Genomic DNA, 26,606 nt, shown 5'->3' with positions numbered 1-26,606 from the left:
AGGAAGCACGACTGTGAGCGACAACACCGAGCGCGCCGCGCTCGCCCCGTACCGGATCGACGTCCCGCAGGACGTCCTGGACGACCTCAAGGACCGCCTGCGGAGGACCCGTTTCTTCGACGACCTGGACAACGAGGAGGAGTACTACGGGGTGAGCACCGCCTACCTCAGGCCGCTCGTGGAGTACTGGGCCGACGGCTTCGACTGGCGGGCGCAGGAGGCGCGGCTGAACTCCTTCAACCAGCACAAGGTCGAGATCGACGGCGCGCCCGTGCACTTCGTCCACGAGCGCGGCAAGGGCACGGACGCGATCCCCGTCATGGTCCTGCACGGCTGGCCGTGGCCCGGTGAGTTCAGTCTTCCGGTCGTCGGCCCGCTGGCGGACCCCGTCGCCCACGGCGGCGACGCGGCGGACGCCTTCGACGTCGTCGTGCCGAACCTCCCCGGTTTCGCCTGGTCCACCCCGCTCACCAGGGGCGATCTCAACTACTGGAAGATCGCCGACATCCTGCACACGCTGATGACCGAGACGCTGGGCTACGAGAAGTACGCCGTGGCGGGCTCCGACTACGGCTCTCTGGTCGCGAGCGCGCTCGGCCACAAGTACGCGGACAGCATCATCGGCCTGCACTACGGGCAGGACCTGCCCCCGGGCATGTTCGCCAACGAGCGGTTCTGGGACGTGACCGACGGGGCCACGATCCCCGCGGACGCCTCACCGGAACTGCGCGCGGGCATGGAGGACTTCGTCACCACGTACGTCTCCCACGTCACCGCGCACATGCTGGACGCGTCGACCCTCACCCACGGTCTGAACGACTCGCCGATCGGCATGCTGGCCTGGCTGCTCCAGCGGTGGCGGAAGTGGAGCGACAAGAACGGGGACTTCGAGGCGGCGTTCCCCCGCGACTTCGTCCTCACGCAGGCCACCACCTTCTGGGTGACCGAGTCCATCGGCTCGTCCATCCGCATGTACCGCAACGCGGTGCGCTACCCGTGGGTGCCCTCGCACGACCGCCGGCCGACCGTCGAGCCGCCGGCCGGTTTCACCTTCCTCCTCGGTGACGCCTACCCGCCCGGCGTCCGCACCGTCGAGGAGCGCATCGCCGCGTTCGAGAACGGGCCGACCCGTGCCGCGTTCAACGCGATCAACGTCAACGCCCATGAGAAGGGGGGCCACTTCGTGCACTACGAGAACACCGAGGCCTTCGTCTCCGACCTGCGGGGAACCTTCAGGAAACTGCGCTGACCCGGAGCCGGCCGGGCCCCGGGGACGGCGAGGCGGCGCTGCCACCGCCTCGCCGGCCCGGCCGGTCAGAGCGTGTTCAGCACGGCGAACGGGTCGAGCGAGGCCCGGTTGTCGACCGCGGTGATCCGCCGGCGCAGGGTCCAGGCCGCCCCCGGCTCGATCGTGACCTGGCGCTGGCTCATCGCCCAGATGTCGCACGCGTACGCGGTGAACGCGGTGTCCTCGTAGAGCAGGCCGTACGTCTGGCTGTCGGCCCCGGTCATGCCGATCCACGGCGCGGTGGGCGCGTAGTCGGCGGGCGTGCCGGTGGTGATGGTGCCGTGGCCGGGGACGCCGCTGCGCTGGCCCGTTCCGTCGTGGTCGATCACGTCGCCGATCCACAGGGTGCGGGCCACCGTGCCGCGGTTGGTGAAGACGCTCTCGGCGGTGATCCAGCGCTCGCCCTCGCGGACGGAGTACTCGGTGACCACCGCGACGTCCGGGAACGCGGTGCTCGCGCCGGTGGCCCTGATCCGGGCCTCGGCGCCGGTCGAGGAGACCACCTGGACCGACGTCGACTTCACGGTGCGCTGCTGCCAGGCGTTCGAGCCGCGCGGCTGGGCGGCCGACGCGTAGGGCAGGTTGAACCAGTCGATCTGGTCCAGGTGGCCCACGGCGGCCATGTCGCGCGGCTTGCCGAGGGTGACGGGGGTCAGCTGCGAGTCCTCGGAACCGGCCGAGATCGCCAGGGCCAGCTGGTCGTTGGAGATCACCAGGTCGGAGACCAGGCCCTCGGCCACGGGGCCGGGGATAGTGGTTCCCGTGCCGGCGCGCGCCCGCGCGCGGTCCGCGCGCAGGGTGACGCGGGTCTGCGCGCCGTCCTGCACGGTGGCGGTCACCTGGACGGGGTCGTAACCGACGCCGTCGGCGGCCACGGTGTAGACGCCGGGGACGGCGAAGGCGAGGAACTCGCCGTCCGCGCCGGTCGTGCTCGACACGACCGCCTTGCCGGCCGAGTCCAGCACCTTGACGCGCATGTTGGTGAGCGGGGTGCCGGTCGCGCTGTCGGTGATCCGGCCGGACAGGCCGTCGCCCGCGCCGTCGACCCGGCGGGCGCCGGGGACGCCGTCGAGCACCTCGAACGCGGCGATCGTGTACGCGGGGGACGCGGCGTCGCCGGCGCTCAGCACGATCCGCAGGTCGGCGCGCCAGCGCTCCGGTGTGACGTCGCAGATCACATAGCCGCGGTAGGTGCCGTTGTAGAACTTCACGTGCGGGTTGGCCGCAAGACCCGCCCGGACGTCCGCGTCCCAGCTCGCGCCCGAGGAGATGGACGTGCCGACGAACTCGGTGGCGACGGTGCGGGAGGCCGGGTCGTCGAAGTCCTTCTTGAGGTCGTTGACCCAGTGCGTGTGCCAGTCGCCGCTGAGGACCACCGGGTTCTGGGGGCGCTCGGTGTCCAGGAAGTCCAGGATCCGGGAGCGGGCGGCGGGGTAGCCGTCCCACTGGTCGAGGTTGACGATCTTCGACGGGCCCAGGTCGTAGTCGAACGCGGCCATGATGGTCTGCTGCGCGATGACGTTCCACTGCGCGCCGGACTTGTGCAGACCCCGGAGCAGCCACTTCTCCTGCTCCGGGCCGGTGAGGGTGGCCGCCGGGTCGCCGACCGCCTCGCAGGGCGTCTTCCGGCCGTCGCCGCACGGCTGATCGGTGCGGTACTGGCGGGTGTCCAGGACGCTGAACCCGGCCAGCCGCCCGAAGTCGAACCTGCGGTACATCAGCGCGTCGGGGCCCTCGGGCCGCTGCTCCCGGCGCAGCGGCAGGTGCTCGTAGTACGCCTGGTAGCCGTTGGCCCGGCGCTCCAGGAACGGCCGCCCGTCGCCGGCGCCGCCCGCGACATCGCCCGCGTAGTTGTTCTGGACCTCGTGGTCGTCCCAGGTCACGAAGAACGGGAAGCGGGCGTGGGCGTCGCGGAGTTCGGGGGCGCTCTTGTACAGGGCGTGCAGCCGGCGGAACTCGGTCAGGCTGCCGTCGGCGGTCTCGTAGATGTAGTCGCCGAGGTGCATGACGAAGTCGAGTTCCTGCCCGGCCAGGTCGCGGTAGGCCGCGAAGTGGCCGCCGGCCCAGCTCTGGCAGGACACGAAGGCGAAGCGCAGCTGGTCGGCCGGGGAACCGGGCTTCGGCAGGGTGCGGGTACGGCCGGTGCGGCTGTAGGTCCCGTTGACCTGGAAGCGGTACCAGTACCAGGTGTCGGGCGTCAGGTGCCTCGCCTCGACGAGCACGCTGTGCGCGGACTCGGGGACGGCCTCGGTGTGACCGTCGTCGACGATGTGGCGGAACTCCTCGTCCCGCGCCAGCTCCCAGCTCACCTTGACCGGCACGGGTGCCATGCCGCCGGTCTCCGCGTCGAGCGGGTCGGTGACGAGCCGCGTCCACAGCACGACGCTGTCCTCGTCGGGGTCGCCGGAGGCGACACCGAGCAGGAAGGGGGCCGGGTCGACGACGCCCGACGGGCCGGTGGCGGCGGTGGCGGTTCCCGTCCCGCCGTCGGCGGCCGAGGCGGCTCCGATGGCCAACTGGCCTGCGGCGACGGCGCCGAGGGTGGTGCCGCCCGCCGCCGCCAGGAACTTCCGGCGGTCGAAGGGAACGATCGTAGGTGTGTCGGTCATGCGTCGAGGGTTGTCCGGGCAGGTGCCGCCCCGGTTGCGTGATCATGAATGGACCGGTCACGACAGGCCACCGGGCGATGTTGCCGGCCGCCGCGCGGCAGGCGGGCGGGCCGGTCCGCCGCCGGAACGTTCCGCCATCCGCCGGCCGGGAGGGCGCGACACGTGCGCGCCCCGGGCCGGGGCGAGTGTCGCGGGCACAGCCCGATGGGCCATACTGCCCGCCGTGGAGCAGAGCAGAGGTTCGAACATCCCGCTCGTACAGGCGGCCGGCATCGATCCGGCGTACGTCCCCGGCATCGCCGTGCCGGAGCCGGACGAGCCCCAGGTCACGTCCGCGGAGCCGTCCGCGGACCTGGTGAAGGCGGCGCCCGCGCCGGACGACGCCCCGACCCCCGTGGAAGACACCGCCGAGGACACCGGCGACGACAGCTCCGTCGAGGAGCCCGCCGTCGAGGAGGCCCCGCGCAGCGACGCGGAGCCGGCCGGCGGACCGGAGTTCGAGGTCGCCGACCGCCGCGGCTCGATCCGGGCGGACCGGGACGGCGTCACGTTCCGGCTCGACGACACCGAGGCCGAGTTCGGCTGGGACGAGATCGGCGCGGTCGAGGTCGACGCCCCGCGGTGGGGGCGCCGGTTCGGTGTGACGGTCTACCTCTCGCCGCGGCGCTGGTACGAGACCTGGGTCGAGGCGCCCTCCAGGAGCCGGCTGAAGACCTGGTCCGAGGAGCTCGACGCCGTGCTCGACACCTACTTCGAGAAGGCCGACGAATCGGCGGAGACCGCTGACGCCGCCGAGGCCGCGGAGCCGGCCGGCGCGTAGGGCTGCTGTCCGGCGACCGGGGACTTGGGCGTGATCAGCCCCGACTCGTAGGCGAACACGACCAGTTGGGCCCGGTCGCGGGCGCCCAGCTTGGTCATGGCCCGGCTGACGTGGGTCTTGGCGGTCAGCGGGCTGATGACCATGCGCGCGGCGATCTCGTCGTTGGCCAGTCCGCGCGCGGCGAGCGCCACCACCTCGCGCTCGCGGTTGGTGAGCGCCTCCAGGCCCGCCGCGTGCGCCGCGTCCGGCGGCCGGGAGACGAACTCGGCGATCAGGCGGCGCGTGATGGCCGGGGACAGCAGCGCGTCGCCGCGCTGCGCGACATGGATGGCCTGGACGAGGTCGGCGGGCTCGGTGTCCTTGAGCAGGAAGCCGCTGGCACCGGCGCGCAGCGCGTCGAAGACGTACTCGTCCAGGCCGTAGTTGGTCAGGATCACGACGTGCACCTCCGCCAGCCGCGGGTCGGCGGCGATCCGCCGGGTCGCACCGATGCCGTCGAGCACGGGCATCTGGATGTCGAGCAGCACCACGTCGGGCACATGCCGTTCGGCGAGCGCGACGGCCTCCTGCCCGTCGGCCGCCTCGGCGACGACCTCGATCCCCTCCTCCGCGTCCAGCAGGGCCCGGAACCCGGCGCGCATCAGTGCCTGGTCGTCGACGATCAGTACCCGGATCATGTCGCGGCCTCCAGTGGCAGTTCGGCCCGTACGGTGAAGCCGCCCTCGGGCCGCGGTCCGGCCCGCAGCCGCCCGCCGAGCGCGGTGACCCGCTCGCGCATGCCGGTGAGGCCGACGCCGGGCACCGGCTGTGCGTCCGGCGCGGCGGTGCCGTCGTCGTCGACCTGGACGACGAGCTGCCGGTCGGCGTACTCGATGCGGACGGTGGCGCGCGGCCGGGGTCCCGCGTGCCGGGTGACGTTGGTCAGCGCCTCCTGCACGATGCGGTACGCGGCCCGGTCCACGCCGTCCGCGAGCGGCCGCTCCCGGCCGCTGACGGTGACGCTGGTGGGCAGCCCGGCGGTCCGGGAGCGCTCGGCCAGGTCCCCGATGCGGTCCACGCCGTGGCCGCCCCCGCTGCCGCGCAGCACCTCCAGCGTCGCCCGCAGTTCCCGCATGGCCTCGCCGCTCGCCTCCTGGATGGCGAGCAGCGCCTCGGGGGCCTCCTCGCCGCGCTTGCGGGCCAGATGGACGGCGACACCCGCCTGGAGCTTGATGATCGAGATGCTGTGCGTCAGCGAGTCGTGCAGCTCCCGTGCGATGCGCAGCCGTTCCTCGCCCGCGCGGCGCAAGGCGGCCTCCTCGCGGGTGCGTTCGGCCTCCAGTGCCCGCCGTTCCAGCTGCTCCAGGTACGCGCGGCGGTGCCGCCCCACGACCGCCATGGCGACCGAGGCGAGGAACCAGCCGAGCAGCAGCGCGGTCGACTGCGCCGCGGTCGGCGCGGGCTGCCCGGAGGCCAGGTAGCCGCCGAGGAAGGCGAGCACCGCCAGCTTCACCGGCAGCCGCCGCCCGCCGCTCCTGACCGCGATGTGCACGGCGACCAGCACCGGGAAGGCCGCCGACGGCCCCGGGTGCACCCGCAGCGCGTAGGCCAGCATGCAGCCCGTGCACAGCAGCAGCGCGGACACGGGGGCGCGGCGGCTGCCGCTGACGGCCAGCGTGCCGACGAGGGCGAGGACGAGGTCCACCGCGTCCGCGGGCGCCGGCACCCCGGGCAGCAGCAGGACGTCGGCGACGAGCACGAGACCGAGCAGCCCGTCGAAGAGGACGCCCTGCCACCCCCGCAAGTCCAGCGGCGACTCGCGGACCTGACGTGCGATCAGCCTGGCTCCTCCCATGACGGCACCTTAACCGGGGCCCGCGCCCCGCACGTCCTCCTGGAAGACGGCTCCCGCGCTACTCCCCGGGGAGTAGCGCCGCCCCGCCACGCGGCCCGTGCAGCAGTGCCATGTCACTTCCCGGGGACGACGACCCGGGGGCCGGTCCGGGTCCACGATCGAGATCCGCGAACGGGCCGACGACCCCGGAGGAGGCATCCCGTGCCCGCACCCTTCCGCCTCACCACCCCCGCGCCGCCGGACACGCTCACCGGGCGGTCCGCCGCGGTGTACGCCCAGCTGGCGACCGACTTCGGCATCCGGCGGGCGCCCACCTTCGTGGTGCTGTCGCCCGCCCCCGACCTGCTGGCCGCTACCTGGGCCGTGCTGCGCGAGTCGCTGCTCGCGGGCCGCGCCTCCCGTACCGCGAAGGAACTCGTCGCGCTCGGGGTCTCGCAGGCCAACCGCTGCCCGTTCTGCGTGGACGCGCACACCGTCCTGCTGCACGCCACCGGCGACCACCGGCTCGCCGAGACCGTCGCCCGCGGTGACGCGCCCGCCGACCCGGGGCACGCCGCGCTGCTCGCCTGGGGGAAGGCGACCAGGACCGCGCTCGGGCCGGACGCGCCCGAGGCGGCGGGCCGGCCCTTCGACGCCGCGGACGCACCGGAGTTCATCGGCACCGCGCTGGCCTTCCACTTCATCAACCGCATGGTGTCGGCGCTGCTCACCGACGACATGCTGCCCGCGGGACTGCAGCGGCTGCGGCTGGTGCGCAGCGCCGGGGGCCGGGCCCTGGGGCGCACCGTGCGCAGGGAACTGGAGCCCGGCGCGAGCCTGCCGTTGCTGCGCGGCGTGCCGGCCGGGCCGCCGCCGGACTGGGCCGAAGGGGCGCCCGTGGGGACCGCGTTCGCCGCGCTGCGGGTCGCGGCGGGGCGCGGCGGGGAACGGCTCGGCGTGCAGGCGCGGGAGGCCGTGGCCGCCGCCGTGGACGTGTGGGACGGCTCGCACCCGCCGCTGGACGGCGGCTGGATCGCGCACCGGACGTCCCCGCTGCCCCCGGCCCAGCGCCCGGCGGCGCGGCTGGTGCTGCTCGCCGCGCTGGCCCCGTACCGGATCACCGAGGCGGACGTGGAGGCCTGGCGCGCCGCCGACCCCGATCCGTACGACGCGGACCTGGTGCGACTGATCGCGTTCGGCGCACTTTCCGCCATTTCCCGGATCGAAACCTCGATCCAACGACCTTTTCAGCGGGCCAGGTTGACAGGCCATTGACGCAGACACGACGATGCGTGGTGCCACTGGGGCCGGAGAGCCCCGTGTGCACCTCGACCTCTGCCCGGCGACGCCTCGGCCTGCTCGCACACGGGGAAGCAGCTGCCGTCCTTCGCGCTCCCGCCGGGCCACGCAACGCAAGATTGGGTTCCGCATGGCCATATCGCGACGCGTCACCATCGGACGGCTGCTCGGTGTGAGTGCCGCCGCCGTCGCCCTCTCCGCGGCCGGTGCCACCTCCGCCTGGGCGGGCGACTGCCCCGGCGGCAAGGGCTGGGACAAGGGCGGCCACCACACCTACAAGCCCGGGCAGGGAGGCGGCACCAAGACCAGCACCGACCGCTGCGAGTTCTCGCTCGACGGCACCAACTGGTACGCGTCGGTGAAGGTCGACGACGTCACCCTCAAGCCCGCCGAGGACGGAAAGGTGCACGTCAAGGTGCGCGTCGCGGACGGCTCCTCGTCCTGCACCGTGTCCCTGGCCTCGTACCGCACGCACGGCGCCACCTTCGAGACCTCCGGCAAGCAGGTGTTCCACGACTGGGACACCGTGACGATCACCAACGGCACCGACACGCTCGACGTCGCCGTCCCGGACGTCACCTGCTTCGCCCAGGTCGACCTGTACTACGGCAACAAGAAGTACGACGGCGTCATGGACGCCAACGACGGGTACGAGCACGGGCCGCTGCCCGAGGGCCCGGACCACGCGGTCATCGGCGACAAGAAGATCGCCTGGTGGAACGGCGGCACCAAGGACTGCAGCACGCAGACCGTGCCGTCCACGCCGCCGACCACCGCCCCGCCGACCACGCCGTCCGGCGGCGACGAGACCACGACGCCGCCGGTCTCGGCGACGCCGTCCACCTCGGCTCCGGTCACCGAGTCCGAGACGCCGTCGGCTTCGGCTTCGGCGTCGGACTCCGCGTCCGCGTCCGCCTCCGCCTCCGCGTCGGACTCCAGCCCCGCGGTCGACGCCGCCCAGTCCCCGAACGGTGACTCCGGCGACCTCGCCGAGACCGGTTCCGGCAACGTCGGCATGGTCTCCGCGGCCGCCGCGCTGCTGCTGCTCGCCGGCGGTGGCGTCGTCTTCGCCTCGCGCCGCCGCCAGGCCGCCCGTCGCCACTGACGCTCCGGCAGGGAAGGGGGTACGGCTGCGCCAGGCGCCGTACCCCCTTCATCCGTGTGCGGCGACCACGCCTACGCGTACTAGCCCCGGGTTGACGGGCATTGGAACAATCCAGTGCGACCGTTCGACCACAGCGGGGGGGCTGTATGAGACATCCGGGGGAGACCACCGCCGGCGACCGCTACCCGACCGTGGACGAGGTGAACGCGGCGGCCAGGGCGCTGACCCTCCGCCGGCCCGATCTGTGCCGGGTACGGACGGTGGGGACCTCCCGGGCGGGCGAGCCGCTGCTCCTGCTGTCGGTGGGCCACGGACGGCGCAACGTGCTGGTCGTGGCCGGGCCGCACGCCAACGAGATGATCGGCGGCGCCACCGCGCTCCGGCTGGCCCGGCGGGTGGCCGCCGACCCCGCGCTGCGCGAGGGCGCCGACGCCGCCTGGCACTTCCTGCTGTGCGCCGACCCGGACGGCGCGCGGCTCAACGAGGCCGTTCCCGACGGCCGGTTCACGATGCTCGGCCACTACCGGCACTTCTTCCGGCCGCGCGCCGCCGAGCAGCCGGAGTGGCTGCCCGACGACGGCTCACTGGCCGGCGCGCTGCCCGAGACCCGGGCGCTGATCGCGGTCATCGACGAACTGCGCCCGGTGCTCCAGTGCTCGCTGCACGGCATCGACGTCGGCGGCAGCTTCATCCAGGTGACCCGGGCCATCCCCCGGCTGGCCGAGCGGATCGCCAAATCGGCCGCCGAGTTCGACATCCCGCTGGAGGCCGGCTCGTCCGACGCCTTCCACTGGCCGAGCCCCGGGCCCGGCGTCTACGTGATGCCGCCCCCCGGCGGCCCGCGCGAGGACGCCAGCAACTCCACCTGGACCTACGCCCACCGCTACGGCGGCATCACCGCGATCGCGGAGGTGCCGATGTGGGCCTGCGACCGCGCGGGCGACACCTCCCCGCACCCCGCCGCCGACGAGGCGCTGCGCGCCGCGGGCGTCGCCCTGCGCCGGGCGAGCGAGCACGTCGGCGGGCTCATAGGTGAGCTGCGGCCCTGCCTGCCCGGGGACGGCGGGCCGCTGCTGCGCGCCGCGCAGGAGATCGTCGCCGTGGGCCCGCAGCTCGCCGCCGACTGGGACCCGGCGCTGCGCACCGCCTCCGCGCCGCCGCTGCCCGCGATGACCCGGGCCCGGGTCAGCAGCGTCGAGATCTACGCGCAGCGGCTGCCGCTGCGCGCCGCGGCCATGCTGCTGCGACTCGCCCGGGGCGCCGATCCGTCCCAGGTCCCGGCCGCCGCGGTGCGCGAGTGCCTGGAACGCCTGGTCGCGGACTGGTGCCGGGCGTACGAGACCGCGCACCGGGCGCGCTGGGTCCCGGTCAGGCACCAGGCGGAGCAGCACGCCAGGGTGGTCCTCGCGGCGTTCGAGCTGTTGCCGGGTTGACGCGACAGAAGTAATCCGATGGGCAAGACTTGCGACTGGCAACGGTGTGTTGCCAAGCTGTTGCACACAGTCAACCCGAGGGAGGGGCACGTGCCTTTCGGTGAGCAGCCCGCGTACCTTCGCGTCGCCGGGGATCTCCGCCAGAAGATCCTCGACGGCACGCTCCCTCCGCACACCCGCCTGCCGTCGCAGGCCCGCATCCGCGCCGAGTACGGGGTGTCGGACACCGTCGCGCTGGAGGCCCGCAAGGTCCTGATGGCCGAGGGCTTCGTGGAGGGCCGCTCCGGCTCCGGTACGTACGTCCGCGAGCGCCCCGACCCGCGGCTGATCGTCCGCACCGGCTACCGGCCGGGCGGCGGCCAGGCGTCGCCGTTCCGGCAGGAACAGGCGGACGAGAGCTTCAAGGGCAACTGGGAGGCGAACAGCTTCCAGGACGCGGCCGGACCGCGGGTCGCCGAACGGCTGGGCATCCAGCCCGGCGACCGGGTGATGCGCACCCGCTACCTCTACCGCACGGAGGGCGAGCCGATGATGCTCGCCACCTCGTGGGAACCGCTGTCGGTCACCGGACGCACCCCGGTCCTGCTGCCGGAGGAGGGTCCGCTGGCCGGGCAGGGCGTGGTCGAGCGCATGGCCGCGCTGGACGTCGTCGTCGACAACGTCGCCGAGGAGGTCGGCGCCCGCCCCGGGCTCGCGGAGGAGACCGCGGTGCTGGGCGGCGTCCCCGGCCATGTCGTCATCGAGATCCGCCGCACGTTCTACGCCTCGGGCCTGCCCGTCGAGACCGCGGACATCATCGTCCCCGCCGAGCGCTACCGGGCGTCCTACCGCATGCCGGTCAAGTGACCCCGGCGGCGCGGTCCGCCCTCTGACGGCACGTCCCGGCGCGGTGGGCGCCGCGGTCGTTTCCGGCCCGCCGTCCCTTCCGCGGCGCGGTCCCGGCCGGAGTGGGATCCGACCGCCGCGCCCGGCCCCGACGATCGGCGCGGGCCCCGGTGAACCGTCCGCGCGGCGGCCGCGGACCGGGCCCCGGGCACGCGTCGGCGACCCACCGACCGGGAGGCCGCCCGCCCCCGGCCAGGGCCGGGTCAGCCCACGAGGGACTGGGTGCCGAGCACGGTGAGCAGGGAGAGGCGTTCGGCGTCCTCGGTGCCGGGTTCGGCGGTGTAGACCATGATCCGCAGGTCGCTGCCGGCCACGGTGAGCACGTCGCAGTCCAGCCGCACGGCGCCGACCCCCGGATGGTCGATGGTCTTGCGCGCGGCTTCGTGGCGGCCGATCGCGCCGGAGTCCCACCGCGCGCTGAAGCGTTCGCTGCCCGCCCTCAGCTCCGTGATCATGCGTCGCAGCCGCTGGTCGGACGGGTAGCGGGCGGCCGCCGCGCGCAGGTCGGAGACCACCGCGGTCTCGAACGCCTCCAGCTCCTCCGGGGTGAGCCGGGCGCGGCTGCCCGCACCGAGGAAGTGCCGCCACACGCCGTTGCGGTCGTTGCCGCGCCATCCGGAGGGGTCGCCCATCAGGGCCGCGTACGGCGGGTTGTACTGGAGCAGCGTCCAGGAGGCGTCGTAGACCGCGACGGGTGTGCCGGTCATGCGGTCCAGCAGCCGGTGGACGCTGGGGGTGATGTACGCGGGGACGGTCTCGGGCCCCGGCGGCGCCAGCCCGGCCAGCTCGAAGAGGTGGCCGCGCTCGGTCGGCGACAGCCGCAGCGCCCGCGCCATGGCCTCCACGACCTGGGCGGACGGGTTGGAGGCGCGGCCCTGTTCCAGCCGGGTGACGTAGTCGACGGAGATCCCCGCGAGCTGCGCCAGTTCCTCCCGGCGCAGCCCCGCGGCACGCCGGTGACCGCCCGCGGGCAGGCCGGCCGCCTCCGGGGACACCTGGTCGCGCCACCGGCGCACCGCCCTGCCGAACTCCGCTGTCGCCATGCTCCCCAGTGTGCGCCGCGCGGGCTCGATCGCCCTGGTACCGCGAGTCCCAGGAACACGGGACGACTGTCTGCGCGGCGGCCCCCGCCGCACGCTGGAGGCATCAGTCACCGACCCTCCCACACCCCCACAGGAGCAAGACCATGCCGACGATGCCGACCACGCCGACCACTCTCATCACCGGCGCCAACAAGGGCCTCGGGTACGAGACCGCCCGCCGTCTGATCGCCGAGGGCCACACCGTCTGGATCGGCGCCCGGGACGCCGGGCGCGGCCGGGAGGCCGCCGAGCGGCTGGGTGCGCGCTTCGTCGTCCTCGACGTCACCGACGACGCCTCGGTGGCGGCCGCCGCGCGGACGGTCGAGGCCGACGGCGGACTGGACGTCCTGATCAACAACGCCGGCATCGAGGTGCGCCGGCCGGACAACAGCGTGGTGCCCACCGTCGAGACCACCGCCGACGCGATGCGGCAGACCTTCGAGACCAATGTCTTCGGCGTCGTGCGGGTCACCCACGCCTTCCTGCCGCTGCTGCGCAGGTCCGCCGCTCCCGTCGTCGTCAACGTCAGCAGCGGACTGGCCTCGCTGCACCACGTCACCGACCCCGACCAGCCGGCCCACATGTTCCCGGGCCTGGACTACCCGGCGTCGAAGCTGGCGGTCAACATGATCACCGTGCAGTACGCGAAGGCGCTCCCGCACTTCCGGATCAACTCCGTGGAGCCCGGCTTCACCAAGACCGACCTGAACGGCAACACCGGCTTCCAGACGGTCGAGGAGGGCGCCGAGGTCATCGTCCGCATGGCGACGGTCGCCCCCGACGGCCCGACCGGCGGCTACTTCGACCGCAACGGCGTCCTGCCCTGGTGATGCACCGTCACTTCGCCTGCTCCGGCGGCCGCTTGGGGATCCGAGCGGCGCCGCCGGGGCGCGCGGGGAGCCCGAAGGGCGCGAACGAGTGGCCCTTCTGAGTCAACTCCCCATCGAACATGGCCCGATCGAGTCGAATACCGTCCGAACGTGTCCGGCGCGTCACGTTGAGGCGTAGGCTCCGGCATATGCGCATCGCCGTTTCCTCGGACATGGACGAGCCAGTGGCGCGGCAGCTCGTCGACGAACTGCGCGGCCGCGGCCACACCGTCCTCCCGCACGGCGCACTGCGCGCCGGTGACCGCCAGGACTGGGCCTGGAGCGCCGAGAGCGCCGCCCGGGACGTCGCCGAGGGCCGCGCCGACCACGCCGTGGTCTGCTGCTGGACCGGTACGGGAGCCTCCATCGCCGCCAACAAGCTGCCGGGCGTCCGCGCCGCCCTGTGCGTCGACGCGTACTCCGCCGACGGCGCCCGCACATGGAACGACGCCAACGCCCTCGCGCTCAGCCTGCGGCTGACCAGCGGACCGCTGCTGCGGGAGATCCTCGACGCCTGGTTCGCGGGCCGGCCCAGCGCCGAGGACGACGACCGCGCCAATGTCGCGCACCTGGAGGAGATCCGATGAGCGGCGAGCTGGTGTGGGTCGTCATACGCCAGGACGACAACGGCAACCGCTACCGCGTCGGCCGCTACGCCACCCGCCAGGAGGCCGAGCGGGTCGCGGACACCCTCGACGCCCGGGGGCACAAGCAGCTCTACCTGATCGAGCGCATCGACCGCCGCGCGTCGTAAGGTTCCGCGCATGACGACGCGTGACGTGACCGTGGTGGTCGGTGCCGCCCTGCTCGACGACGGCAGGCTGCTGGCCGCCCGGCGCACCGCCCCGCCGGAACTGGCCGGCCGCTGGGAGCTGCCGGGCGGCAAGACCGAGGCCGGCGAGACCGCGCGGGACGCGCTGGTGCGGGAGCTGCGCGAGGAACTCGGCATCGAGGCGGAGCCCCTGGAACGCGTCCCGGGCGAGTGGCCGCTGAAACCGGGGTACGTCCTGCACGTCTGGACGGCGCGCATCCTCGCGGGGGAGCCCCGGCCGCTCCAGGACCACGACGAACTGCGCTGGCTGGCCGCCGACCGCGTCGACGAGGTCGACTGGCTGGACCAGGACCGGCCGGCCGTGGCCTGGGTGGCGGCACGCGCGTCCGCACGCCGATGAGCCGTCCTCCGGCCGCCGGACCCCCCGCCGCCGTCCCGCGATATGCGGACCGGAATACCGGGTATGGGCTGATTGATCTGTCCAGGACGCTCCGACGGGCACCCGCCGGACACCCCCCAATGGTCTGGGGCCCCCATTCATGACAGGGAGCGACGACTCCACCCAGGACGCGGAGGGCGCACGGGAGCCCGCGCCGCCCGCGGCCGCGACTGCGCGTGGGCTCGGACCCGCCAGGGCGCTGCCGCCGCCGTTGCCGCCGCCACCCCTGCGCACCATGGCGGGCGGCCTCCTGGACAGCCTGCGGCTGGCCGTGGTCATGCTCGACACCTCCGGGCGGGTCCTGCTGTGGAGCCCGCTCGCGGAGGAGATGCTCGGCTGGGCGGGCGAGCACATCGTGGGCCGCCGGGTGGGCACCCTGCTGGCGGCCGGCGCCCGGCCGTCCGCTCGCGGCGCCCCCCGGTCCGGCGCGGTGCCGGGCCCGGGCCCGGCGGAGGGCATCCTGGAGGAACTGCTGCGCTCCGGGAGCTGGGACGGCGTCCTGTGGCTGCGCCACCGGGACGGGCACAGCGTCCAGGTGGAGGCCAGGGCCTCGATGCTCGTCGACGGGGACGGCCGCCAGTTCGTGCTGGCCTCGGTCGCCGAGACCAGCCGGATCCGCACCCTGGAGCACGATCTCGCGGCCCTGGACCCGCTCTTCGACTCCTCCCCGCTGGGCGTCGCCATCTTCGACACCGACCTGCGCTACATCCGCGTCAACGACGCCCTGACCCGGATGAACGGCGTCCCCCGCGAGCGGACTTTGGGCCGCCGGGTCGACGAGGTCGTCCACAAGGGCGCCGCGGACGAACTGGCCGCGCTGCAACGGCACGTACTGGCCACCGGGCGGGCCGTCATCGACGTCGTCATCCCCGGACGGGACGGCGGATGGCGGTCGGTGTCCTACCACCGCCTGGAGGACGGGGCGGGCCGGGTGCTGGGCATCAGCTGCACCGTCATGGACGTCACCGAACGGCAGCACTCCGCGGCGAAGATCGAACGCGCCCGGCGCCGCCTGGCCCTGCTCAACGACGTCGGCTCGCGGCTGGCGGACCTCCTGGACGTGCGGCGGATCGCCGAGCAGCTGGCGCAGACCGTGGTGCCGCGGTTCAGCGACTACAGCGGCGTCATCCTGCACACCGCGGTCCCCGACGGCGGCGAGCTGCCCGGCGCCCCGTACGGCGAGACCACGAGGATGCGCCAGCTCGGCATCGGGGCGATCAAGGAGGGGCCGCTCGTCGAGCGGATGCTCGGCATCGGCAAGACGATCCAGGTCGACCGCGCGTCGATCTTCGGCGCCGTGCTGCACACCGGCAGGCCCGCCCTGGTGCAGAGCCCGCGGGAACTGCGCGACACGATCACCACCTACCCGGGCGACCCCAAGGTGCAGGCCGCGGTCGACCTCGGCATCCACTCGCTGATCGTGGCCCCGCTGGTGGCCCGCGGCATCGTGCTGGGCCTGCTGGTGGTCAGCCGGGCCGGCGGGCGCGAGCCCTTCGACGCCGAGGACCTCGCGCTGGCGACGGAGCTCGCCGACCGCTCCGCCGCCGCCCTGGACAACGCCCGCCTCTACATCCGCGAGCGCGAGGGCGCGCTGATGCTCCAGCGCAGCCTGCTGCCGCAGAGCGTCCCCGAACCGCCGGGCGTCGAACTCGCCTTCCGCTACGTGCCGGGCAGTTCGGGAGCCGCCGCCGGAGGCGACTGGTTCGACGTCATCCCGCTGGCCGGCGGCCGGGTGGCGCTGGTCGTCGGCGACGTCATCGGGCACGGGCTGCGGGCCGCGGCGACCATGGGGCGGCTGCGCACCGCGGTGCGCACCCTGGCGGCGATGGAGATGGCGCCGGAGGAGCTGCTGAGGCGCGTCGACGACCTCGGGGACGACCTGGCCGGGGACACCGCGGAGGGCTGGACGGCGACATGCGTCTACGCCGTCTACGACCCCTCCACGCGGCGGCTGACCGTCGCGCGCGCCGGGCATCCGCCGCCCGTCCTGGTCGTCCCGGGAACGGGCCGTACGGAGGGGACGGCCGGCACGGCGGTCACGGACCCCGCGGACCCCGCGGACCCCGTGAAGGAGGTGCGGCTGATGGACATCCCCGCCGGGGTGCCGCTCGGTGTCGGCGGGGTGGAGTTCGAGTCGGTGGAACTCGACGTCCCCGACGGGGCCGTGCTGGTGCTCTACACCGACGGCCTGATCGAGGCGCGCGACGAGGACATCGACGTCGGCCTGGAGCGGCTGCGCGCGGTGCTCGCCGCCCGGCCCCCGCACTCCCTGGAGGCCACCTGCGACGACCTGCTGGCCACCCTCGCGCACGGCCGCGAACCCGACGACGTGGCCCTGCTGGTGGCCCGCCTCGGCGGTCTGCCCGAGGGCAGCACGGCCTCCTGGACCTTCGCCGCGGAGCCCAGCGCGGTGCGCCACGCCCGGGCGCTCGTACGGGACACCCTGGCGCGGTGGGAGCTGCGGGAACTGACCGACGTGACCGCGCTGCTCGTCAGCGAACTCGTCACCAACTCCCTGCGCCACGCCCACGGGCCGATCGGCGTCCGCGTCGTGCGCGGCAGCTCGCTGCTGGTCGAGGTCTCCGACCCGCTGCCCGATCCGCCCCGCGAACGCTCCGCCGGCGCCGAGGACGAGGGCGGCCGGGGCCTGCAGCTGGTGGCCCGCGCCTCCCGGCGCTGGGGGACGCGCCACGGGCCGCCGGGGAAGACCGTCTGGTTCGAACTCGCCCTGCCCGTACCGGCATGACCCCCTCGCGCACGGTTCGACGCGCTGGAGCAGGGTAGTTGAAGTGGGGCACCGGCGGGATCGGTACGCCTTGAGATGATGCTGTGATCGACAAGACCATGTGCGAAACGGGGGTAATGCTGAATACTCGGCACCAGCCGGTCCGTATGTGTGAGCTGGAGGGGTCGGGCGTGAGCGATGAGCCATCGGGGGCCGTTGGGCCCCGGAACCCTGAGGCCCTGCCGCAGAGCGCCTGGCAGTCGAGCCCTCCCGGGTCGATCTACGACTACATCCGGGTCGCCTCGTTCTCCCTCGGCCCCGACGGGCGGATCGAGCAGTGGAGCGAGCGCGCCGAGGAGTTCTTCGGGGTGTCCGCGGCCGAGGCCCTCGGCAAGGACCCGATCCGCGCCTTCGTGCCCGAGGACCGCCGGGAGCGCGCGCACGAGCGCGTCGCGGAGATCCTCGACGGCCGCGAGTGGACCGGTGTCGTCCCCTACCGCGACAAGGCCGGCCAGGAGGGCCTCGCCGAGGTCTACGTCATGCCCTCGCGCGGTGAGACCAACGCCCGCGGGGCACTGTGCATCGCCGTCGACATGCGGGTGCTGCGCCAGATCGAGACCGATCTCGCCTCCTCCCAGGCGGTGTTCGGCCAGTCGCCGATGGGCTTCATCCTCTTCGACACCAACCTGCGGCTGCTGCGCGTCAACGAGCGCTTCGCCACCGTCTTCGGCCGTACTCCCGGCGGCCACCACGGCCGCAGCCCGCACGACTTCCTCTCCCGGGTCGAGGCCGACCGGCTGACCGCCGCGCTCAAGCAGGTCCTGGACAGCGGCAACCCGGTGCTCGACATGACGATCGTCGGTACGGTCCCCGCGGCCGGCGGGACCACCAGCCGCCGGCGCTGGGCGATCTCGCTCTACCGGCTGCACAGCGGCAGCGGGCGGCCCATCGGCGTCGCCGGCCTCGCCCAGGACGTGACCGGGCGCCAGCGCGCCGAGCGGGAGGCCGCCCACACCCGCCGCAACCTCGCCCTGCTCAACGAGGCCGGCCGGCGCATCGGCAGCTCCCTGGACCTGGAGACCACCGCGCGCGAGCTGCTCGACGTCGCCGTGCCGCACTTCTGCGACCTGGCCTCGGTCGACCTCTACCAGGCGCTCCTGGTGGGCGAGGAGGGCCCGGTCGGGACCGCCGACGGCAGCGGCGAGGTCCGCCGGGTGGCCTTCGCCAGCGCCGTCTCCGACGCGCCGGTGACCCGGCTGGGCGGCGACACCGGCAGCAGCCCGGTGTCGGTCGGCGCCGTGCACCGCTATCCGTTCAACTCGCCCTGGGCGGGCGCCCTGCGCACCGCGCAGACCCAGGTCATAGCCGGCGACGGCGGCGACACCGAGGTCGAACTCGGCGAACTGGGCGGCGGGCTCGTCCAGTCCATCCTGGCGGTGCCCGTGGTCGCCCGCGACACCGTGCTCGGCCTGGTGCAGTTCGCCCGCGCCAAGGGCAGCGAGCCGTTCTCCGAGCGCGACCGCATGATCGCCGAGGAACTGGCCGCCCGCGCCGCGATCTTCATCGACAACGCGCGGCTCTACCGCCGCGAGCACGAACGCGCCCTCATCCTCCAGCGCAGCCTGCTGCCCCCCGGCAACCCCGAGGCCGCCGGGCTGGACATCGCCTGCCGCTACCTGCCGGGCAACATGGAGACCGAGGTCGGCGGCGACTGGTTCGACGTCATCGAACTGCCCGGCCACCGCACCGCGCTCGTCGTCGGCGATGTCATGGGCCGCGGCCTGCGCGCCGCCGTCGCCATGGGCGAACTGCGCACCGCGGTGCGCACCCTGGCCCTGCTCGACATCGAGCCCGCCGACGTGCTGACCGCCCTGGACGAGGTCGCCCGCGGCCTCGGCGGCAGCGGCGAGGGCCGCACCAGCCGGCACGGCAAGGAGGCGGACTCCTCCGACCTGTCCGAGGTCTACCTCGCCACCTGCGTCTACGCCGTCTACGACGCGATCACCCGCCGGGTCGTCATCGCCAACGCCGGCCATCTGCCGCCCGTCCTCGTGGAGCCCGGCGAGCCGGCGATGATGCTGGAGGTGCCCACCGGCATGCCGCTCGGCGTCGGTGGCGAGCCCTTCGAGGAGGTCGAGATCGACCTCCCGGACGGCGCCTTGCTGGCCCTCTACACCGACGGCCTGGTCGAGTCCCGCAGCCACCCCCTGGACGAGGGCCTGCGCGCGTTCCGGCTGGCCCTGGACGACCCCCAGCGCCCTCTGGAGGACGTCTGCGACCACATACTGGCCCGGCTCGACACCGCCCACGGCGAGGACGACATCGCCCTGCTGATGGCCCGCGTGCACGGCCTGCCCGCCGACTCCGTCGGCGACTGGACGCTGGAGCCGACCCCCCGCTCGGTCGCGAGAGCCCGCGAACTGGCCCGTGACTGCCTGCTGTCGTGGGACCTGGAAGCCCTGGTGGACACCACCGAGCTGCTCGTCAGCGAACTGGTCACCAACGCCCTGCGGCACGGCCACGGCGACATCCGGCTGCGCCTGCTGCGCGACCGCACCCTGGTCTGCGAGGTCTGGGACGACGCCCTCCTGCAGCCCCGCCGCCGGCGTGCCCGCGCCACCGACGAGGGCGGCCGCGGCCTGCAACTGGTCTCGCTGCTCAGTACGCGATGGGGCTCGCGCCGCACCCACCGCGGCAAGACGGTCTGGTTCGAACTGGCGCTGCCCGCGGACGGCGGCGGCACCTCGGGGGAGGACACGATCGAGGCGCTGCTCAGCCTGTTCTGAGCAGCGCCCCGGTGCGAGCGTGCGGGCCGGCCCCGCGGGGCCGGCCCGGGCCGGTCAGCTGCTGCTGCGGCGCCGGATCTTGTCGCCGAGCCAGACCAGCGGGTCGTACTTGCGGTCCACCGCGCGTTCCTTGAGGGGGATGAGCGCGTTGTCCGTGATCTTGATGTGCTCGGGACACACCTCGGTGCAGCACTTGGTGATGTTGCAGTAGCCGAGCCCGTGGTCCTCCTGCGCGGAGCGCTTGCGGTCCAGGCCCGACTCCTCGGCCGCGTCCAGCGGGTGCATGTCCAGCTCGGCCACCCGCATCAGGAAACGCGGGCCCGCGAAGGCCTTCTTGTTCTCCTCGTGGTCACGGACGACGTGGCAGGTGTCCTGGCACAGGAAGCACTCGATGCACTTGCGGAACTCCTGCGAGCGCTCCACGTCCTCCTGGAACATCCGGTACTCACCCGGCGCGACGCCCTTGGGCGGGACGAAGGAGGGGACCTCCAGCGCCTTCTCGTAGTTGAAGGACACGTCCGTCACCAGGTCCCGCACCACCGGGAAGGTGCGCATCGGGGTCACCGTGACGGTCTCCTCGCGGGTGAAGACCGACATGCGCGTCATGCACATCAGCCGCGGCCGCCCGTTGACCTCCGCGCTGCACGAACCGCACTTGCCCGCCTTGCAGTTCCACCGCACCGCCAGGTCGCCGGCCTGGGTGGCCTGCAGGCGGTGGATGATGTCGAGGACGACCTCGCCGTCGTGCACCTCGACCTCGTAGTCCTTGAGCTCACCGCCGTCGGCGTCGCCGCGCCACACCCTGAAGTGCCCCGAGTACGTGCTCACCGGTCCAGCTCCTCGTCCGTCAGGTACTTCAGCAGCTCGTCCTTCTCGAACAGCGCGAGCAGGTCGTCACGGATCGGGACCGACTCCCGCCGATCCACCGAGACGTCGCCGAAGGCGTTCGCCGGATCGGCCAGCCGGCACACCAGATTGACCTTGCGCCAGCGGCGGTCCATCTCCGGGTAGTCGTCCCGGGTGTGCCCGCCGCGCGACTCCGTGCGCTGCAGGGCCGCCCGCGCCACGCACTCGCTGACCAGCAGCATGTTGCGCAGGTCGATCGCCAGGTGCCAGCCGGGGTTGAACTGCCGGTGCCCCTCGACACCGGCCCGCCGCGCCCGCACCCGCAGGGCCGCCAGCCGGGTCAGCGCCTCCTCCATCTCGTTCTGCTTGCGGATGATGCCGACCAGGTCGTTCATCGTCTGCTGCAGTTCCTGGTGCAGGCCGTACGGGTTCTCGGCGACCTCGTCGGCGACCGTCTCGGCCTCCGCGCTGAACGGGCGCAGCGCCTCCGCCGCGGCGGCGTCGACCTGCCACTCGGCCACCGACGGACGGTCCGCGGCCAGCCCGGACGCGTACTCGCTCGCGTGCAGGCCCGCCCGCCGGCCGAAGACCAGCAGGTCCGACAGGGAGTTGCCGCCGAGCCGGTTGGAGCCGTGCATGCCGCCCGCGACCTCACCGGCCGCGAACAGCCCCGGCACCCCGGTCGCCGCCGTCGTGTCCGGTTCGACGTCCACGCCGCCCATCACGTAGTGGCAGGTCGGGCCGACCTCCATCGCCTCGGCGGTGATGTCGACATCCGCCAGCTCCTTGAACTGGTGGTGCATGGAGGGCAGTTTGCGCCGGATGACCTCGGCGGGCAGCCGGGTGGAGACGTCCAGGAAGACACCGCCGTGCGGGGTGCCGCGGCCGGCCTTGACCTCGGAGTTGATCGCGCGCGCCACCTCGTCGCGGGGCAGCAGCTCGGGCGGGCGCCGGTTGTTGTCCGGGTCCTCGTACCAGCGGTCGCCCTCCTCCTCGCTCTGCGCGTACTTCTCCTTGAACACGTCCGGGATGTAGTCGAACATGAACCGCTTGCCGTCGGAGTTGCGCAGCACCCCGCCGTCGCCGCGCACCGACTCGGTGACGAGGATCCCCTTCACCGACGGCGGCCAGACCATGCCGGTCGGGTGGAACTGCACGAACTCCATGTTGATCAGCGGAGCCCCGGCCAGCAGCGCCAGCGCGTGCCCGTCGCCGGTGTACTCCCAGGAGTTCGACGTCACCTTGAAGGACTTGCCGATGCCGCCGGTGGCCAGCACCACGGCCGGTGACTCGATCACGAAGAAGCGCCCGGACTCCCGCACGTAGCCGAAGACCCCCGACACGCGGTCGCCGTCCTTGAGCACCCGGGTGACCGTGCACTCCTGGAAGACCTTCAGCCGGGCCTCGTGGTCGCCGTACTCGGCCAGGTCCTCCTGCTGCAGCGAGACGATCTTCTGCTGGAGGGTGCGGATCAGCTCCAGGCCGGTCCGGTCGCCGACGTGCGCCAGCCGCGGGTACTCGTGGCCGCCGAAGTTGCGCTGGGAGATCCTCCCGTCCTTGGTGCGGTCGAAGAGCGCGCCCCAGGTCTCCAGCTCCCACACCCGGTCCGGTGCCTCGCGGGCGTGCAGCTCCGCCATCCGCCACTGGTTGAGGAACTTGCCCCCGCGCATGGTGTCGCGGAAGTGCACCTGCCAGTTGTCGTGCGGATTGACGTTGGCCATACTCGCCGCGATGCCGCCCTCGGCCATGACGGTGTGCGCCTTGCCGAAGAGCGACTTGCAGATCACGGCGGTGCGCATGCCCTGCTCGCGCGCCTCGATGGCGGCCCGCAGTCCCGCCCCGCCCGCACCGACCACGACGACGTCGTAGGTGTGCCGTTCGACTTGTGCCATCAGAAGAACCTCGGATCGTCGAACGCGCCACTGGCGACCAGGTAGACATAGAAGTCGGACACCGCCACGCTCACCAGCGAGGCCCAGGCGAGTCCCATGTGGTGCCGGTTGAGCCGCCCCACCCAGGTCCACGCGCGGTAGCGCACCGGATGCCGCGAGAAGTGCTTCAGCCGCCCGCCGACGATGTGCCGGCAGGAGTGGCAGGAGAAGGTGTACGCCCAGATCAGGGCGATGTTCACCAGCAGCACCAGGGTGCCGAGCCCCATGTGCCCCCACGCGCCCCGCCCGTCCCGGAAGGCCAGGACGACGTCGTAGCTGAGGATCGCGGCCACCGGGATCGCGAAGTAGAAGAAGTACCGGTGGATGTTCTGCAGGATCAGCGGGAAGCGGGTCTCGCCGGTGTAGCCCGTGTGCGGCTCGGCCACCGCGCAGGCGGGCGGCGAGGCCCAGAAGCCCCGGTAGTACGCCTTGCGGTAGTAGTAGCAGGTCAGCCGGAAGCCCAGCGGGAAGATCAGCACCAGCAGCGCCGGGGACAGCCCCCACCAGTCGCCGAAGAGCGGCCAGCGGGCGCCGAGCGGCATGTCCACGCAGTTCGATCCCAGGCAGGGGGAGTAGAACGGCGAGACGTACGGCTCCGCGTAGTAGTGCGCGTTGGCGAAGGCGCGCCACGTCGAGTAGACGACGAAGGCGGTCAGGCCCAGCGCGGTCAGCAGCGGTTGCAGCCACCACCGGTCGGTGCGCAGGTGGCGGGCGGGAATGGCGGCGCGCCCGGCGGAAAGGACACCGTGGCGCGCGGGTGGTGCGGGTGGAGGCGGTTCGGTTCCGGGTGCGGTTCCGGTATCTGTGGCCAAAGGTGGCTCCCTAGGGCGCTCGGCGGTCCGGCGCCCCCAGCCCTTCGTCCTCCGCGCCGGACCAGAATGAGGGGTCGTACGGCGTGTCGGGGATGGTCACCATCTCCGGGCGCGGCTTCTGGCCCGCGTGTGTGGCGCCGACACTGTCGCGCAGCAGCGCGAGGTCGTCGCTCAGGTGCTTGGTGTCGGCGCGCACGCGCCGCATGTCAAGGCTGTCGCCGACCTGCTGTTCCAGCCGGGAGACGGCTCTGCCGAGCTCGTCCAGCCGACGCTGTACCGATGTCAGATCGTCCTGCAGGGACATGGCTGTCCTCACCTCCGCCACGGTGCGGGCGCACGACGCCGGCGCCTGCCGAGTGTTGCGCGTCACAGTCGCGCTTGGGAAGAGATCTGCCGTGATTCTCCCACTCATGGGGGGGGCGTATGCCCGGCGCCGCGCGCCCCGTTGGGCCGGGCGGGTGGGAGCCGGGAGGTGTGCGCCGTGTCGAACACGAGGGGGCGCGATGATCGCTTTCAGTGAGGTGCGATAAGCGGCAAATAACGCCAGATGGTCATGGCCCCGGTTCGCGGAGGTACGCAACGATGGCCCGCAGCGCCCCCCTGTCCCCTCCCGCGCTCGCCACCGCGCTGGCCCTCGCGGTGGCGACGCTCGCCGGCTGCTCCTCGGGCCGCGAGGACCCGCTCGCCGGGACCGACCTCGCCTCCGCGCCGCGCGACGCCGTGCGCGACGGCGGCACGCTGCACTGGGCCGTCGACACCGCGCCCGCCACCCTCAACGCCTTCCAGGTCCAGGCCGGCGACACCACCGACATGGTGGCCGCGGCGGTGCTCCCCGCGACGTTCCGGCTGGACGGAAGCGGACGGCCCCAGCGGGACACCGACCTGCTGCAGTCCGCGGAGGTCGTGGAGCGCGCGCCGCGGCAGGTCGTGTCGTACAAGCTCAATCCGAAGGCGGTGTGGAGCGACGGCCGGGCCGTGTCCACCGCCGACTTCGCCGCCCAGTGGAAGGCGCTGCGCGGCAAGGACGAGGCCTACTGGGCCGCCCGCAACGCCGGCTACGACCGCATCGCCTCGGTGGCCCAGGGCAAGGAGCCGGGCGAGGTCCGCGTCACCTTCGCCCGTCGCTTCGCCGACTGGCAGTCCCTGTTCACCCCGCTCTACCCCAAGTCCGTCACCGGCACGGCCGCCGCGTTCAACGACTCCGCCCGGCGCTCGCTGCCGGTCTCCGGCGGTCCGTTCCAGGTGCGGAAGGTCACCGGCAAGGACGTCACCCTGGTCCGCAACCCCCGCTGGTGGGGTGACCGGGCGAGACTCGACAAGCTGGTGCTCACCGCGGTGCCGGCGCACCTGCGGGCCGCGGGCCTGGCCGACGGCAGCCTGGACCTGGCGAACGTCGACCGCACCCCGAAGATCAAGAACGTGTCCGTCTACCGGACGCGGTCGGCCTCCTACACCCAGCTCGCCCTGAACGGCGCCGACGGCCCGCTGGCCGACGAGCGGGTCCGGCGCGCGGTGGCCCGTGCGATCGACCGCCAGGCGATCGCACGGGCGGTGCTCAAGCCGGTCGGCCTGCCCGACGAACCGCTCGGCAACCACCTGCTGCTCGCTTCCCAGGCCGGGTACGCCGACCACAGCGCGGCCCTCGGCGAGTCCGACCCCAAGGCCGCCCAGGCGCTGCTCGCCGACGCGGGCTGGCGCCGCACCGCCCTGGCCCCCGCCCGTCCCGCCGAGCGCAACCTCGCGGCACCCGCGCACAAGGTGCGGGTCACGGTCGTCGAGCCCTCCACCACCGTGCTGCGCAAGGACGGCAAGGCGCTCACGCTGCGGTTCGTGCTGCCGGAGTCCAACAAGGCCCTGGACACGGTCGGCGGCCGCGTCGCCGCGATGCTCTCCGGGATCGGCGTCCGCACCGAGATCCAGAAGGTCTCCGACGAGAGCTTCCTGCGCGACCACCTCGCCGCCGGCGACTTCGACCTGGCCCTCTACTCCTGGCCCGGCACGGCCTACCCGGCCACCGACACCCGGCCCATCTACGCCAAGCCGGAGGCGGGCCCGGACGGCAGCCTGGTCGTCGCGCAGAACTTCCCCCGGGTCGGCACCGACCAGATCGACCAGCTCCTCGACCAGGCCGCCGGCGAACTCGACCCCTCCCGGGCCCGCGACCTCGCCGCCCGCGCCGACGCCCGCATCTGGGCCGTCGCCGGCTCCCTCCCCCTCTTCCAGCGCCCCGAACTGGTCGCCCTGCGCTCCTCCGTCCGCAACGCGGGCGCCTTCGGCTTCGCGACCCCGCGCTTCCAGGACATCGGCTTCAAGAAATGACCTTCCCGTTCGGGTGACCACTCCGGATCACGCCCTCGTCGAGTCCCCCCGAGTCATAGCGTTCGTGCTATGGCTTGGGGTAGCGTGGAACTCGAACCGGAGGTCGCGCAGTGGCTCGCGGCTCTCGACGACAGGCGCTGGGCTCAGGCTCTGATGCACCTGGATCTTCTGGAGGAACGGGGAGTTCTGCTCGGCGAGCCGTATACGCGGCAGCTGGACGGGAAACTTCGCGAGCTGCGGTTCTACTGTGGCGAGCGCCAGGTCCGGATCACGTACTGGATCGCGGAGAAGCGCCGGATCATCATGCTGACCGTGTTCGTCAAGACGAGGATGCGCGAGACAGACGAGGTGAACCGAGCCCGGCGGGCTCTGCAACGCTGCGTGGATGAAGGTCACACCGCCGACCACGAGGAGGAGCTGTGAGCGCTGAGTCGGGGCGTACGACGCTCGCCGGGGCGCGGCAGGCACGGGCCGTCACGCCGGAAATGGAAGAGGAGTACACGGCTGCGCGCCTGCGCTTCGAACTGGGTACTGCCGTGCGGGAGCGGCGCCTGGAGCTGGGTATCTCGCAGTCCGAACTCGGCCGCCGGTCGAATCTCACACAGTCGGCCGTGGCCCGGTTCGAAGCGGGCGGCACCGTGCCGACTCTGCCGGTGCTCGATCGCCTGGCGCGGGCGCTCGGCCTCGATCTGCGCGTCGAGCTCATCCCGCACACCGCGACCGCCTGAAAGGCACCTGGGGACGGCCCGGGGGCGGGCGATCATGCCCGGGCG

General features: G+C 73.2%; 23 protein-coding genes. 15 read left to right on the top strand and 8 right to left on the bottom strand.

Features of this window, described 5'->3' with window-relative positions; all coding sequences use genetic code 11:
* Positions 1-13: 13 nt before the first annotated feature.
* Entirely contained in the window at positions 14-1,249 is a 1,236-nt protein-coding gene (locus ACIP64_RS02275) for an epoxide hydrolase family protein (RefSeq protein ID WP_401580751.1), read from the top strand.
* A 65-nt stretch (positions 1,250-1,314) separates the two neighbouring features.
* On the opposite strand, the gene ACIP64_RS02270 is transcribed toward ACIP64_RS02275, so the two are convergent.
* Positions 1,315-3,897: an alkaline phosphatase D family protein gene (locus tag ACIP64_RS02270; protein ID WP_401580749.1), complete on the bottom strand. Its 2,583-nt coding sequence runs from the start codon at positions 3,895-3,897 to the stop codon at positions 1,315-1,317.
* Between the two features lie 223 nt (positions 3,898-4,120).
* On the opposite strand from ACIP64_RS02270, the gene ACIP64_RS02265 reads away from it, so the two are divergent.
* A complete protein-coding gene (locus tag ACIP64_RS02265) occupies positions 4,121-4,717 on the top strand; it encodes a hypothetical protein (protein WP_401580747.1) in 597 nt (198 codons plus the stop codon).
* Here ACIP64_RS02265 and ACIP64_RS02260 read toward each other — a convergent pair.
* Together ACIP64_RS02260 and ACIP64_RS02255 are read right to left on the bottom strand one after the other, a co-directional pair.
* Positions 4,645-5,394 (bottom strand): response regulator, encoded by a 750-nt coding sequence (locus ACIP64_RS02260; protein WP_401580745.1) that lies wholly within the window; start codon positions 5,392-5,394, stop codon positions 4,645-4,647. The two genes, ACIP64_RS02265 and ACIP64_RS02260, sit on opposite strands and share 73 nt — an antisense overlap.
* Entirely contained in the window at positions 5,391-6,551 is a 1,161-nt protein-coding gene (locus ACIP64_RS02255; protein WP_401580743.1) for a sensor histidine kinase, read from the bottom strand. Before ACIP64_RS02255 ends, ACIP64_RS02260 begins: the two co-directional genes overlap by 4 nt.
* A gap of 201 nt (positions 6,552-6,752) precedes the next feature.
* Here ACIP64_RS02255 and ACIP64_RS02250 point away from each other — a divergent pair, with 201 nt between their 5' ends.
* The 4 genes from ACIP64_RS02250 (at position 6,753) to ACIP64_RS02235 (ending at position 11,213) form a co-directional block, all read left to right on the top strand.
* Positions 6,753-7,805 (top strand): carboxymuconolactone decarboxylase family protein, encoded by a 1,053-nt coding sequence (locus ACIP64_RS02250; RefSeq protein WP_401580741.1) that lies wholly within the window; start codon positions 6,753-6,755, stop codon positions 7,803-7,805.
* A gap of 154 nt (positions 7,806-7,959) precedes the next feature.
* Complete coding sequence (locus ACIP64_RS02245; RefSeq protein ID WP_401580739.1) at positions 7,960-8,934, top strand: LPXTG cell wall anchor domain-containing protein; 975 nt, start codon at positions 7,960-7,962, stop codon at positions 8,932-8,934.
* A gap of 146 nt (positions 8,935-9,080) precedes the next feature.
* Positions 9,081-10,367: a M14 family zinc carboxypeptidase gene (locus ACIP64_RS02240; RefSeq protein ID WP_401580737.1), complete on the top strand. Its 1,287-nt coding sequence runs from the start codon at positions 9,081-9,083 to the stop codon at positions 10,365-10,367.
* Positions 10,368-10,457: 90 nt separating this feature from the next.
* Positions 10,458-11,213, top strand: a complete 756-nt coding sequence (locus tag ACIP64_RS02235; RefSeq protein ID WP_401580735.1) for a GntR family transcriptional regulator — start codon at positions 10,458-10,460, stop codon at positions 11,211-11,213.
* A 242-nt stretch (positions 11,214-11,455) separates the two neighbouring features.
* On the opposite strand, the gene ACIP64_RS02230 is transcribed toward ACIP64_RS02235, so the two are convergent.
* Positions 11,456-12,295, bottom strand: coding sequence for a helix-turn-helix transcriptional regulator (locus ACIP64_RS02230; RefSeq protein ID WP_401580734.1), 840 nt, complete (start codon positions 12,293-12,295; stop codon positions 11,456-11,458).
* Positions 12,296-12,438: 143 nt separating this feature from the next.
* Here ACIP64_RS02230 and ACIP64_RS02225 point away from each other — a divergent pair, with 143 nt between their 5' ends.
* The 6 genes from ACIP64_RS02225 to ACIP64_RS02200 all read left to right on the top strand — a co-directional run bounded on the left by ACIP64_RS02225 (position 12,439) and on the right by ACIP64_RS02200 (position 19,925).
* Positions 12,439-13,164, top strand: coding sequence for an SDR family oxidoreductase (locus tag ACIP64_RS02225; protein WP_401580732.1), 726 nt, complete (start codon positions 12,439-12,441; stop codon positions 13,162-13,164).
* Between the two features lie 188 nt (positions 13,165-13,352).
* Positions 13,353-13,790: an RpiB/LacA/LacB family sugar-phosphate isomerase gene (locus tag ACIP64_RS02220; protein ID WP_401580730.1), complete on the top strand. Its 438-nt coding sequence runs from the start codon at positions 13,353-13,355 to the stop codon at positions 13,788-13,790.
* Complete coding sequence (locus ACIP64_RS02215; protein ID WP_384279148.1) at positions 13,787-13,957, top strand: SPOR domain-containing protein; 171 nt, start codon at positions 13,787-13,789, stop codon at positions 13,955-13,957. The genes ACIP64_RS02220 and ACIP64_RS02215 overlap by 4 nt, the downstream gene beginning before the upstream one ends.
* A 10-nt stretch (positions 13,958-13,967) precedes the next feature.
* Positions 13,968-14,375, top strand: a complete 408-nt coding sequence (locus tag ACIP64_RS02210) for a (deoxy)nucleoside triphosphate pyrophosphohydrolase (protein ID WP_401580728.1) — start codon at positions 13,968-13,970, stop codon at positions 14,373-14,375.
* Between the two features lie 139 nt (positions 14,376-14,514).
* Positions 14,515-17,160, top strand: coding sequence for a SpoIIE family protein phosphatase (locus ACIP64_RS02205; protein WP_401580726.1), 2,646 nt, complete (start codon positions 14,515-14,517; stop codon positions 17,158-17,160).
* Between the two features lie 146 nt (positions 17,161-17,306).
* Positions 17,307-19,925 carry a SpoIIE family protein phosphatase gene (locus tag ACIP64_RS02200; protein ID WP_401580724.1) on the top strand — a complete coding sequence of 873 codons (2,619 nt, stop codon included), beginning with the start codon at positions 17,307-17,309 and terminating at the stop codon, positions 19,923-19,925.
* Positions 19,926-19,979: 54 nt separating this feature from the next.
* Here the strand turns inward: ACIP64_RS02200 and ACIP64_RS02195 are convergent, their stop codons facing one another.
* From ACIP64_RS02195 to ACIP64_RS02180, 4 genes are read right to left on the bottom strand one after another with little or no spacing between them, the layout of a single operon-like run.
* Entirely contained in the window at positions 19,980-20,753 is a 774-nt protein-coding gene (locus ACIP64_RS02195) for a succinate dehydrogenase/fumarate reductase iron-sulfur subunit (protein WP_401580722.1), read from the bottom strand.
* The gene (locus tag ACIP64_RS02190; protein WP_401580720.1) at positions 20,750-22,663 is read right to left on the bottom strand and encodes a fumarate reductase/succinate dehydrogenase flavoprotein subunit; all 1,914 of its coding nucleotides are present in this window, start codon (positions 22,661-22,663) and stop codon (positions 20,750-20,752) included. Before ACIP64_RS02190 ends, ACIP64_RS02195 begins: the two co-directional genes overlap by 4 nt.
* Positions 22,663-23,514: a hypothetical protein gene (locus ACIP64_RS02185; protein WP_401580718.1), complete on the bottom strand. Its 852-nt coding sequence runs from the start codon at positions 23,512-23,514 to the stop codon at positions 22,663-22,665. The genes ACIP64_RS02190 and ACIP64_RS02185 overlap by 1 nt, the downstream gene beginning before the upstream one ends.
* A gap of 10 nt (positions 23,515-23,524) precedes the next feature.
* Positions 23,525-23,818 carry a hypothetical protein gene (locus tag ACIP64_RS02180; RefSeq protein ID WP_401580716.1) on the bottom strand — a complete coding sequence of 98 codons (294 nt, stop codon included), beginning with the start codon at positions 23,816-23,818 and terminating at the stop codon, positions 23,525-23,527.
* Positions 23,819-24,096: 278 nt separating this feature from the next.
* Between ACIP64_RS02180 and ACIP64_RS02175 the strand changes: the two genes are divergently transcribed.
* From ACIP64_RS02175 to ACIP64_RS02165, 3 genes are all read left to right on the top strand, one after another.
* Positions 24,097-25,833, top strand: a complete 1,737-nt coding sequence (locus tag ACIP64_RS02175) for an ABC transporter family substrate-binding protein (RefSeq protein ID WP_401580715.1) — start codon at positions 24,097-24,099, stop codon at positions 25,831-25,833.
* A gap of 84 nt (positions 25,834-25,917) precedes the next feature.
* Complete coding sequence (locus ACIP64_RS02170; protein WP_401580713.1) at positions 25,918-26,256, top strand: type II toxin-antitoxin system RelE/ParE family toxin; 339 nt, start codon at positions 25,918-25,920, stop codon at positions 26,254-26,256.
* Complete coding sequence (locus ACIP64_RS02165) at positions 26,253-26,561, top strand: helix-turn-helix domain-containing protein (RefSeq protein ID WP_401580711.1); 309 nt, start codon at positions 26,253-26,255, stop codon at positions 26,559-26,561. Before ACIP64_RS02170 ends, ACIP64_RS02165 begins: the two co-directional genes overlap by 4 nt.
* The last annotated feature ends 45 nt before the right edge of the window (positions 26,562-26,606 follow it).

Source organism: Streptomyces sp. NPDC088733 (assembly GCF_044751185.1).
GTDB lineage: Bacteria > Actinomycetota > Actinomycetes > Streptomycetales > Streptomycetaceae > Actinacidiphila.
This window is presented reverse-complemented; position numbering and strand designations above follow the sequence as displayed.

Coding starts and splice junctions, on each gene's coding strand:
- ACIP64_RS02205 (WP_401580726.1), top strand. CDS start 14,515: ATGACAGGGAGCGACGACTCCACCCAGGACGCGGAGGGCGCACGGGAG.
- ACIP64_RS02225 (WP_401580732.1), top strand. CDS start 12,439: ATGCCGACGATGCCGACCACGCCGACCACTCTCATCACCGGCGCCAAC.
- ACIP64_RS02230 (WP_401580734.1), bottom strand. CDS start 12,295: ATGGCGACAGCGGAGTTCGGCAGGGCGGTGCGCCGGTGGCGCGACCAG.
- ACIP64_RS02255 (WP_401580743.1), bottom strand. CDS start 6,551: ATGGGAGGAGCCAGGCTGATCGCACGTCAGGTCCGCGAGTCGCCGCTG.
- ACIP64_RS02200 (WP_401580724.1), top strand. CDS start 17,307: ATGTGTGAGCTGGAGGGGTCGGGCGTGAGCGATGAGCCATCGGGGGCC.
- ACIP64_RS02260 (WP_401580745.1), bottom strand. CDS start 5,394: ATGATCCGGGTACTGATCGTCGACGACCAGGCACTGATGCGCGCCGGG.
- ACIP64_RS02175 (WP_401580715.1), top strand. CDS start 24,097: ATGGCCCGCAGCGCCCCCCTGTCCCCTCCCGCGCTCGCCACCGCGCTG.
- ACIP64_RS02245 (WP_401580739.1), top strand. CDS start 7,960: ATGGCCATATCGCGACGCGTCACCATCGGACGGCTGCTCGGTGTGAGT.
- ACIP64_RS02190 (WP_401580720.1), bottom strand. CDS start 22,663: ATGGCACAAGTCGAACGGCACACCTACGACGTCGTCGTGGTCGGTGCG.
- ACIP64_RS02240 (WP_401580737.1), top strand. CDS start 9,081: ATGAGACATCCGGGGGAGACCACCGCCGGCGACCGCTACCCGACCGTG.
- ACIP64_RS02215 (WP_384279148.1), top strand. CDS start 13,787: ATGAGCGGCGAGCTGGTGTGGGTCGTCATACGCCAGGACGACAACGGC.
- ACIP64_RS02220 (WP_401580730.1), top strand. CDS start 13,353: ATGCGCATCGCCGTTTCCTCGGACATGGACGAGCCAGTGGCGCGGCAG.
- ACIP64_RS02270 (WP_401580749.1), bottom strand. CDS start 3,897: ATGACCGACACACCTACGATCGTTCCCTTCGACCGCCGGAAGTTCCTG.
- ACIP64_RS02180 (WP_401580716.1), bottom strand. CDS start 23,818: ATGTCCCTGCAGGACGATCTGACATCGGTACAGCGTCGGCTGGACGAG.
- ACIP64_RS02210 (WP_401580728.1), top strand. CDS start 13,968: ATGACGACGCGTGACGTGACCGTGGTGGTCGGTGCCGCCCTGCTCGAC.